The sequence below is a fragment of the Streptomyces bobili genome (assembly GCF_002154575.1).
Classification (GTDB): domain Bacteria; phylum Actinomycetota; class Actinomycetes; order Streptomycetales; family Streptomycetaceae; genus Streptomyces; species Streptomyces bobili.
This window is the reverse complement of the sequence record NZ_MUBA01000112.1, coordinates 1-10,049: the sequence shown is the minus strand read 5'-3', so window position 1 is coordinate 10,049 and position 10,049 is coordinate 1. Positions and strand designations below refer to the sequence as shown.

Here is a 10,049-nt window from a genome sequence, read left to right as displayed (position 1 = left end):
TCGCCGGGGACGCCGAGCCGGCCGACTACCTGATCGGCCACAGCCTCGGCGAGTACGCCGCCCTGTTCGCCGCCGGCGTCTTCGACTTCGAGACCGGGCTGCGTCTGGTGCAGCGGCGCGGCGCCCTGATGGCGGCGGCCGGCGGTGGCGGGATGGCCGCGGTCGTGGGCTGCGACGAGGCGACCGTGCTGCGGGTGCTCGCCGACTCCGGCATCGACGAGCTCGACCTGGCCAACTACAACGCCCCCGACCAGTTCGTGCTGTCCGGTCCGGCCGAGCGTGTGGACACCGCCCGCGCCGCCTTCGAGTCGGCCGGTGTCCGCGCTGTACGGCTCAACGTCAGCGCGCCCTTCCACTCCCGTCACATGCGCGACACCGCCGCGGAGTTCGCCCGTTTCCTGGACGGCTTCACCCTGCAGAGCCCGGCCGTCCCGGTGCTGGCCAACGTGGACGCGCAGCCGTACGCCCCCGGTGCCGTCAAGGCGACCCTGACCGCACAGATCGACTCCCCGGTCCGCTGGACCGACACGGTGCGTCGGCTGATGGGCCACGGCGAGTTCGAGTTCGTGGAGCTCGGACCGGGGCGGGTCCTGACCAATCTGGTCGCCAAGATCAGGAAGAACGCGGAGCCGCTGCCCGCGCCAGGAGCGGGGGAACGGCCCGAGAAGCCCCTGCCGGCCGGCCAGTTGCCGCCCCCCGTACGATCCGCGGTCTTCGCCGCCCCGACAGCCGACACCCTCGGAGCTGCCACTTTCCGCGAGCGGTACGGTCTGCGGCGCGCGTACCTGCTGGGCGCCCTGTACGGCGGCATCTCGGGCCGCGAGATGCTGGGCGCGGCGGCCAAGGCCGGCCTGCTCGGCTTCCTCGGGTCCGGCGGCCTGCCCCTCGATGAGGTGGACGGCCTGCTGCGCGACCTGACCGGGGAGTTGGGCCTGGGCGGCTCGTTCGGCGTCAACCTGCTGTACCGGCACGGCACCCCCGAGGAGGAGTCCGCCCTGGTGGACCTGCTCCTGCGGCACGGCGTCGACCTGGTCGAGGCGTCCGGCTTCCCGCTGATCACCCCGGCGCTGGTCCGGTTCCGTCTCAAGGGCGGACGGATCATCGCCAAGGTGTCCCGCACGGACGTGGCCGCCGAGTTCCTCGCCCCGCCGCCGGAGCGGCTGGTCGCTCGGCTGCTGGAGACGGGCGAGGTCACCGCGGAGGAGGCCCGCGCGGCGGCCGGCCGGCCGATGGCGGACGATCTGTGCGTGGAGGCCGACGGCGGCTGGCTGAGCAGCACGGCTGACCTGCTCACCCTGCTGCCTGCCGTGCTGCGGCTGCGCGACACGACCGCGACCGGCGGCCACCGGGTGCACGTGGGGTGCGCGGGCGGCATCGGCACGCCCGAGGCGGCCGGGGCCGCGTTCCTGCTCGGCGCCGACTTCGTCCTGACCGGCTCGGTCAACCAGTGCTCCGTGGAGGCGGCCACCAGTGCGGAGGTGAAGGACATCCTTCAGGAGGCTCGCGAGTACGACGTGGACACCGCGCCCTGGAGCGAGCTGTTCGACCTCGGCGTCCAGGCCCGCTACCTCAAGAGGGGGCTGTTCTTCCCGGCACGGGCGTCCCGGCTGCACGAGCTGTGGCGCCGGCACGGCTCGCTCGCCCAGCTGGACGACGAGACCAGGAGCCAGGTTCTCGACCGGTACCTGGGCGGCGAGGCGCCCGCGCCTGCCGTGGAAGGCAGTACCCCCGAGCAGCAACTGGCGGCTGTGTTCCGCGGCTACTTCACACGCGGTTTCCGCCTCGCCGTGAGCGGTGACCAGCGCTCCCGGGTGGACTACCTGGTGCACTGCGGCCCCGCGATGGGCGCCTTCAACCAGGTGGTCGCGGACACCGACCTCCACCCGTGGCGAGCCCGGAGGGTGGAGACCATCGCCGACGCCCTGATGGACGGTGCCGCCGCCCACCTCTGCGCACGCCTGTCCAGCTTCGGCTGATTACCCCACTGCGGGGAACGGAACCGGAGGCCGGTACCGCCGACCGACGTGGCGGTACCGGCTTCGGGCCGGTCCCGGCGTCCGCGCGAGGAGCAGCCCACAGGTGGTGAGGCCTGTTCGGCGGGAACTCGCGCGCCGGCCCGCGGCAGGGGCCGGCGCCGAGCTCACCCGCCAGTGGAACGACTTCAAGGCTGAGCTGCTCCCACCTGAGCGCGGAGAGGCGGCAGCGGGGCAGCGCACCGATGCCGCGCTGCCGGTGGGGCGTCAGGAGAGGAAGCTCCCGTAGGGCCCGTTCAGGATCTGGTTCTTCTGGCTCTGGTTGAAGTGGGTGCTCGGGTAGTCGTAGAAGGACGCGGACATGGGTGTGCCGTCCGTCGAGGCCGAGTCCGGCAGGCCGAAGGCGTGTCCGAGTTCGTGCACCATCCCGCCGTACCAGCGGTTCATCGACTGTCCGCCGGTGCCTGCGGCGCCGTCGGCGTCGTGCCCGCTCAGCACGACCCATCCGGGGCTGGCGCCTCCGCCCGCGCCTTCTCCCTCGGCGCTGATCTCGCCCACGTTGAGCCACCGGCTGTCCGGGTTGTTCAGGCCGAACTTCCTGGCGAGTTCGTTCTGCATGTTCGTCACTGCCCACCAGTAGCGGTCACCGCCGTTGGGCGTGTTCTCGTACCAGCTTTGCGGCTGGTCGCCGTTCACGACCTCGACCACGGGGTTGTTCAGCGTGAAGGTCTTGCCGAGCTCCTGCTTGTAGTAGCGCTGTGCCTCCCGCATCACGTTGGCGATGCCGTCGGGGTATCGCGGGTCGAACGGAACGTCGGATGGTTTGAGCCAGTAGACCCGGACGGTCCTTGCGGGCGGCGTGGTTGGGCTGCCGGCGAAGCCGGGCAGCCGCCATGCCCGCGACGTCGCACTGCCGCAGGGCAGTTGAACGATGGCTGTGTTGCCGCTGGACGAGTCGCCCGACGGGGCGACGCATTTGCCGGAGTGGACCGCCTGGAGGTTGAAGACGTTGTTCGTTCCGTTGATCGTCACGGGCACCAGACGGAATCTCTGGCCGGCCTCGGTGCCGCAGTTCCGCTGGACGATCGTTGCGTTGTCGGCGCTGGACGCTCCGTTGACGTCCACGCACTTTCCGGCGCTCGAAGTGCGGATGCCGTACTGGTCGGTGCTCCCGCTGACCGGAGTGAAGGTGAAGGTCTGGTTGCCGCCGCCATGGCAGGCCCATTGGATGAGCTGGACGCCGTCGGCGGCGGAGCCGCCCGGCAGATCCAGGCAGTTGTCGCCGTTCTGGTTGACCGCGGTGGAGGTGAACGCCGTCGCGGCGTGGACGAGTGGTGCGATCGCGACGGTGCCCAGGACCGTACCGATCAGCACGGTGAGCACGACCGCCCACAGGGACAGGAAGCGAGATCGTCGTGTCAACGGGCTACTCCCCTGACGGTGCGGGCAGTTGGACGCCGAGGGCCGCCGGGGTGCCGAAGTTCGGTGTGCCGTCGGCGTTCCAGGTGAACTTCTGCGCTCTGGTGCTGCGGTTCATGTCGCAGCCGCCGGAAGTGGAGCTGTTGGCGTGGTAGACCATCCAGTCCTCGGTCCCGTCGGGTGACTTGAAGAAGCCGTTGTGGCCGGGACCGTACACATTGTTGGCGTTGGACCTCTGGAAGACCGGGTTCGGCGACTTGACCCACGAGGAGGAGTTGAGCGGGTCGCCGCCGTTGTGGGTGAGCATCCCCAGTTTGTAGTCGGGTGTGGAGCAGTGGCTGGCGGAGTAGACGATGAACGTCTTGCCGCCCCGCTGGAGGACTTCGGCGCCCTCGTTGACCGCGCCGCCCACCGTCTCCCAGCTGTAGGTGGGGGTGGACAGTACGCGTCGGGTGCCGCTCGCGGTCCACGGGTTGGACAGCGGCCGGATGAACATGGGCTGCGAGCCGTTGTAGAAGGTGCCGAGGAGGTACAGCTTGCCGTTCAGCTGCAGGATGCCCGGATCCAGCTCCCAGGTGTTGTCCTGGCTCGGGTCGAGCAGGTCCGCCTTGAAGCTGTAGGGGCCCATCGGGTCGAGGCCCGCGCTCTCGAGTACGTGGATCCGCTGGGTGCCCAGGTCGTACGGCTCCCGGCCGGCCGTGTAGTAGAAGTACCACCGCTTTCCGTTGGGGCCGTCGAGGAGGTGGAACTCCGGGGCCCACATCGTGCCGGCGCCGTTGGGCCTCGTGAGGTTGAAGATCACCTGGTCGGTGGCGGTGGCGAGCCCCGCGAGGGTGTCGGCCTTACGCATGGTGACCGTCGAGTTCCAGGTGGTGGTGGCGAGGTAGTAGTACCCGTCGTAGTACGTCAGCCAGGGGTCGGGTCCGTGCTGGGAGAGCGGGTTGGTGAAGGTGCGCGGGCTCGTGGAGCCGCCGGTGAAGCCGGGCAGCCGCCACACCCTGCCGTTCGCGGCGGCGCACGACAGCTGCACCAGGCTGGTGTTCGAAGCCGACGATCCGCCGCTCGGCGTCACGCACTTGCCGGAGCTGACGGAGACCAGGTTGAACGTCTTGTCGGTGCCGCTCACCGACACCGGCGTGAGCCGCCACTGCTGGTTCGAGCCGCCGTGGCAGGGCCACTGGACGATCGCGGCGGCGTCCGCCGTGGACGCGCCGTGGACGTCGACGCACTGACCGGACTGGGTGGTGATCGTGTAGGTGTCGCTCGGCCCCGCGACGGGAGTGAAGCCGAGGTTCTGGTTCGCCCCGGAACCGCAGGTGAACGCGCGCAGCTGGGTTCCGTTGGCCGGCGAACCGCCCGGCAGGTCGAGGCAGTTGCCGCCGTTCTGGTTCACCCCGGTCGAGGTGAACGTGACGGCTGCGGCGGCGGCTCGTGGAGGCGCCACCAGGAAGGCGATCACCGTGGCGAGCACGGCGGTGAGCACGGACAGGCATCTGGAACGAGTCACTGGGCACACCCTTCATCGCGTGGAGGTTGTCGTGGGGCCGTACGCCTTCGTCTCCAGGAGTCCGACGGAGTCGGTGCCGTTGCCGGAGAGCAGCACCCGCAGGCGCGTGGTGTTCGTCGCGGTGAACGTGACGGTGTTGTACTGATTCTTGACCAGGGGGTAGCCGCTCGCCCCGGGCAGGTCGACGTAGGCGCTGCCGTTCCAGTACTGGAGCTTCCATGAGGCGGGCATGTCGATGCCCTGGTCGTCGTCGAAGAAGTAGACCTCGGCCTTGTTGACGGTTTTCGCCGACGGCCAGGTCAGTTCGGCCCACTGCTGTCCGGTCTCCGGCCAGGTGCCCCACCGCGGGTTCACGGTGTCGTTGGACGAGGGCGGGTCGATGCCGTCGTTGATGGCGGTGACGCTCTCCCAGGAGGAGGTGTACGACGCGGACGCCGTCGCGGACGTCGCCAGGTTGGCCGGTGGCTGGACGCCACCACGGTTGAAGATCCTCACCTCGGTGAGCCCCGTCTTGGCCCCGGAGGCGTTGGTGGCGAGGACCCGTATGCGTTGGGCGTTGACCGCCGGGAACCGTACCAGGTTGTAGTTGGCGCGTGGTGCCGCCGGGCTCTTGGTCTGGCCGGGCGCGTCCACCCACGCACTGCCGTTGTGGAACTGGACGGTGTACGCGGACGGGGCCCGGTAGGTGGTGCTCGCGGGACGGCTGTCCTTGAAGTGGAGGCGTACCTCGTTGAACGTACGGGCGGTGCCGAGGTTCAGTTCGTACCAGTCCTGGCTGTTGGGGGAGCCGGCGGCGCCCCAGAACGGCTCGTTGGTGGGGTAGCCGTCGACCGCGCCGGAGAGGGTGCTGCCGGAGCCGGTGTGCGAGGCGGACGGCGTCGCCCCGGCGGCGAGGTTGGTGAGACCGGCGGTCAGGTCGACGCCGGCCTTGGCGAACATGTCGACCAGCCGGGGGCTGTCCTGGACGACCTGGTTGGGGGCTTTGAGGCCCGGGACGGCCGTGTGGTGGGTGACCGTGCCGGTCGTGGTGACGTCACCGGTGGCCGGATCCCAGGTGAAGGGCACCAGCGCGTTGACGGTGGCGGTCCGGTTGCCGTTGACGTAGATCGAGTACCCCTCCGGGACGCCCGGGTAGCGCACCACGCCGTCGGCCGGGTCGTCCCAGACGACGGACAGGTCGGCGCCCCGGTAGCGGAGGTTGTTGACCGTGAAGTGACTCCAGCCGATGTCGATCGGGGAGAGTTCGACCTTGGCGTCGTTACGGGGCCGCAGGCCGGCGACGTCCTCGATCACCGTCCAGTTGCTGCTGCCGAGGATGTTGTGGTGGATCCAGGACCGGTAGTTGATCGAGCTGCCGTTCCAGTCGGCCCAGAACTCGTTGGCGTCCGGCCACTGGGTGTTGCCGCCGACGTACTGCGCCCAGGCGTTCCAGTAGAGCAGCTTCTTGTAGTCGGTCGCGTTCATCCAGGAGTTGGGGTAGTTGCGCAGCACCGAGGAGTAGAGCCGGAACTGGACGGTGGAGTTGATGGTGGAGAAGTTGTTGGAGCCCGGCTCCCCGGCGTCGGCCGCCGCCTTCTTGTCGACCTGGTTGGCCGTGTAGAAGGGGAAGACGGGGTACTGGGCCGGATCGTCGAACAGACGCAGCGCCTGCTTGTAGGTCGCGGTGTCGGGAACGGCTCCGACCGAGAACGGGTAGTAGTTGTTGATCTCCTTCCAGGGCACCCACTCGTTGGTCGACTTCAGCCGGTGCTCGAAGAGCTGCCGGGTGGGGTTCCACAGCACGTTGACGATCGCGTCCTTGATCTGCGTCGCGAGCGTGCGCATCTCGGTGGCCTTGGCCGTGTTGCCGGTCGCCTCGTAGGCCTGCGCCGCGGCGAGGGCACCGCTGTACTGGTAGGCGGACTCGGCGCGGTCCATGTTCCCGGGCTTCCAGTGGAAGGAGACGGCGTCGGCGTCGTTGCCGGTCAGGGCGCCCCAGTCGTACTCGATCAGCTTGTTGTTGTCGTGGTCGTAATGGGCGAGTTGGCCCTTGACGTCACCCTCCGCGTAGTGGGCGAGGCTGCCGGCGATCGCCGGCTGGCCGCCGTGGATCTGGTAGCTCTTCCACGCCGCCTCGGCGATGTACTGGGTGTAGCTGTTGGACCAGTTCTCCGGGTCACCCGGGTTGTCGAGGAAGCGGCCGCCCTTGGAGGTCTGCCCGACGCTCAGCCAGTCCCCGTACGCGTAGGCCGGGTTGCGCAGGTACTTGAGGTCGTCGATGTGCATGGGCTGGGTGAGCGCGATCGCGTTGTTGTAGCCGAGGACGCCCTCGGTGGAGGTCGGGAACTGGAAGGTCTGCCCGGGGATGTCGGCGTCGAGGTTGTTGAAGCGCATCAGCCACCAGCGGTAGTAGACGCTCTTCTTGATCGCGGCCTCGGGCACGTCGATGTAGGGCACGTTCTGCGCCCACCACAGGTTGTACGCCTTGACGTGGGTCGCGAACGCGGTCGCGGGGGAGTGTCCCGCGTAGGCGTTGTACTCCGTGAGGGACTCGGGGATCTCGTCGGTGACGAAGCCCATGACCACCTTCGTGGTCACTGTGGCTCCGGCCGCGACCGTCACCGACCGGTTGAGGCCGCCGCTGGAGACGGCGAAGCCGTCGCCGGTGAGCCGCGGGCGGATGGTCGTGAGGTTGTTGTAGGCGTTCACCTGACCGGTCAGTTCGCTGCCGGTGCCGGTGACGGCGTAGGGGGAGGTCGCCCGCAACTGCAGCGTGGTGGAGGTCGTGCCGTTGTTCTTGATGGACAGGTTGGTCACGGCGACGTTGTTGTCGGTGACGAACTTCGTCTGGTCGACGGTGACCGAGCCGTAGGTGTGCACGCTCTTCCAGTGGCTGGGGACCTGCCGGCGCTGGGAGACCTGCTCTGTGAAGGTGCCCGGGGTGATCGCGACGGTGTAGGCGCTGTTGTCGTTGATGCTCTCCCAGTAGGCGACCTTGCCGCCGAACCCCAGCTTGGAAGGGTCGTGTTCCTTCATGAAGACGGCGCGGCCACGGCTCATCAGCCAGGGTCCGGACGGGTCGTCGCCGGAACGGGCCAGCAGGCGGTCCATCCAGAAGTCGGTCCCCGAACTCTCCGCGTCGTAGATGCTCTTCATCATGTCGCCCGGTGTGTAGGCGACGGGCGGGGACGGGATCGCGGGTCCGCCGAAGGTGGGGAACCCGATGGTCTGCGCCGCGTGGGCCGGTGCCGCGGTGAGGACGGAACAGACGATGAGCGCCAGTGCGAGGAGGAGGCGTTTCATCACAGGGCCTGCCGTTCCTGGGCACCCGGCAGACGCGCGGCGTTCGAGTCCGCTGTCGAGGCTGCCTTCCGCCGGAGGCTGGTCGTGCCGCCGTTGCCTCGTGCGTCGGCGTGGTGCCGGTGGGACACGCTGTCGGTCACTGCGGGGACCGCCGTAGGTCGTCTTCTCATCGGGTGCTCCCTGTCCGGTCGACCTGTCCTGTCGACGGCACGTGTCCGCACCCGGGCGCGCATGGTGACGGGGCATCGACTGCCGTCGCTCATGTGGTGCTCATGACATAGCGATGTGACATGACGTGTGACATGACGTGGTGCAGGAGGAAGCGCTGGAGGGCGAAGCAGGAGACCGTCGTGGGGAGTGGCTCCCGGACCCCCAGAGGGCGCGCTGAAACGGAACCTAAAAGGTTTTCGCAACGTAAGTGCGGTCCCCGGAACTGTCAAGAGGTCCATGAGAGGCCCCAGGGTGCCGGCTGGGGGGCTCAGGCCAACGGCGCGGTGGACCCCCTGATCGCCACCCGGCAGGGCAGGGTCTCCACGCCGGAGTGCTGCGCGCCGGCGATCGCGCTGAACAGGGCGTGCGCGGCCGCCCGTCCAACCTGTTCGAGGTTCATGTCGACGCTGGTCAGCGGTGGGCGGGAGGCGGAGGTGAGAATCTTCCAGTTGTCGAAGCCCATGACCGCCACGTCCTCCGGCACCCGGTGGCCCCGCTCGCGCAGCACGTCCATGACACCGCGAGCGATCTGGTCGCTGCCGCACAGGACGGCGTCGATGTCCGGGTGCTGGTCGAGCAGCATCGCGGCGGCCGCCCGTCCCCAGCCCTCCGACCACACCCCGAACCGTGGTTCGCCGACCAGGGCGAGTCCGGCATCGGCCAGTGCGGACCGGGCGCCCAAGGCCCGCTCCTGCGCCGCGAGATACCGGGGATCACCGGTGATGTGCGCGATCCGGCTGCGGCCGCAGGCGAGCAGATGTTCCACGGCGATCCGGCCGGCGCCCACGCTGTCGGGGACGATGGACAGATCCGCCGGATCCTCCGACGGCGCGTACGCGTAGACGACGGGGACGGGCAGCTCGCGGCCCAGGGACGGGCGCGGATCGGTGCGGCTGCCCACCACGATGAGGCCGTCGACCCGGCGGCCCAGCAGCGCGCGGACGTGGTGCTGCTCGCGGATCGCGTCGCCACGGGCGTCGCAGAGGAACACCGCGACCTCCCCCGCTCCGAAGGCGTCCTCGGCGCCCATGAGGATCGGGATGCTGAACCGGCCCTCCAGGTCGCTGGTGAGCAGACCGACGGTGCCCGTGCGCCCGGCGAGCAGCCCGCGGGCCAGCAGGTTGGGCCGGAAGGACAGCCGCTCGGCCGCGTCGACCACCCGCTGCCGGGTCTCGGCGCGCACCTGGCTGCGGCCGTTGAGGGCCTTGGACGCGGTGGCGACGGACACGCCTGCCAGCCGGGCGACGTCGGTGAGTGTGGTGGGCTGCGAACGAGAGGGGTCGGTGGCCTGTGCCATGGGTGCTCCTGCCTCGTCTCGCGTGCCGAGGCCGTCGACACCGGCACGTCAGGCATAAAACAGTACGCGAAAGGTTTCGGACGTGGATCATCCCTGCCTTGTGATGTCCCTCCGACACTGGCCCGTTGCAAGGGGATTGACGAGCGCCAAGCCGAGTTCTAGCGTTCCAGAAAACCTTTTCGGCTCGTTTCTCTCGCACGGTCCAGCGCCACCACAGCCATCGGTATCCATCGTCCCGACGGCCGGCCGGGCACGGCCTGCCGCGCCAAGAGGGGGAGCGAACATGGGGAACACGGCCGGATCACGTGGACGTGTACGCCGTCTCGTCACCGGCGCCGTCGCCCTGCTCGCCGCGGCGAGC

5 protein-coding genes are annotated in these 10,049 nt (G+C 69.3%); 1 reads left to right on the top strand and 4 read right to left on the bottom strand.

Annotation, left to right across the window (positions count from 1 at the left end; genetic code table 11):
• The coding region (locus tag BZL64_RS10255; RefSeq protein ID WP_143663074.1) for an acyltransferase domain-containing protein at positions 1-1,976 on the top strand (1,976 nt) is incomplete at its 5' end.
• A gap of 264 nt (positions 1,977-2,240) precedes the next feature.
• Here BZL64_RS10255 and BZL64_RS10250 read toward each other — a convergent pair.
• From BZL64_RS10250 to BZL64_RS10235, 4 genes are all read right to left on the bottom strand, one after another.
• Positions 2,241-3,395 (bottom strand): RICIN domain-containing protein, encoded by a 1,155-nt coding sequence (locus BZL64_RS10250; protein ID WP_208639409.1) that lies wholly within the window; start codon positions 3,393-3,395, stop codon positions 2,241-2,243.
• A 4-nt stretch (positions 3,396-3,399) separates the two neighbouring features.
• Positions 3,400-4,899: a family 43 glycosylhydrolase gene (locus tag BZL64_RS10245; protein ID WP_086768288.1), complete on the bottom strand. Its 1,500-nt coding sequence runs from the start codon at positions 4,897-4,899 to the stop codon at positions 3,400-3,402.
• Positions 4,900-4,911: 12 nt separating this feature from the next.
• Positions 4,912-8,181 (bottom strand): discoidin domain-containing protein, encoded by a 3,270-nt coding sequence (locus BZL64_RS10240; RefSeq protein ID WP_086768286.1) that lies wholly within the window; start codon positions 8,179-8,181, stop codon positions 4,912-4,914.
• 478 nt (positions 8,182-8,659) lie between these two features.
• Positions 8,660-9,688, bottom strand: a complete 1,029-nt coding sequence (locus tag BZL64_RS10235) for a LacI family DNA-binding transcriptional regulator (protein ID WP_086768284.1) — start codon at positions 9,686-9,688, stop codon at positions 8,660-8,662.
• Positions 9,689-10,049 lie beyond the last annotated feature (361 nt).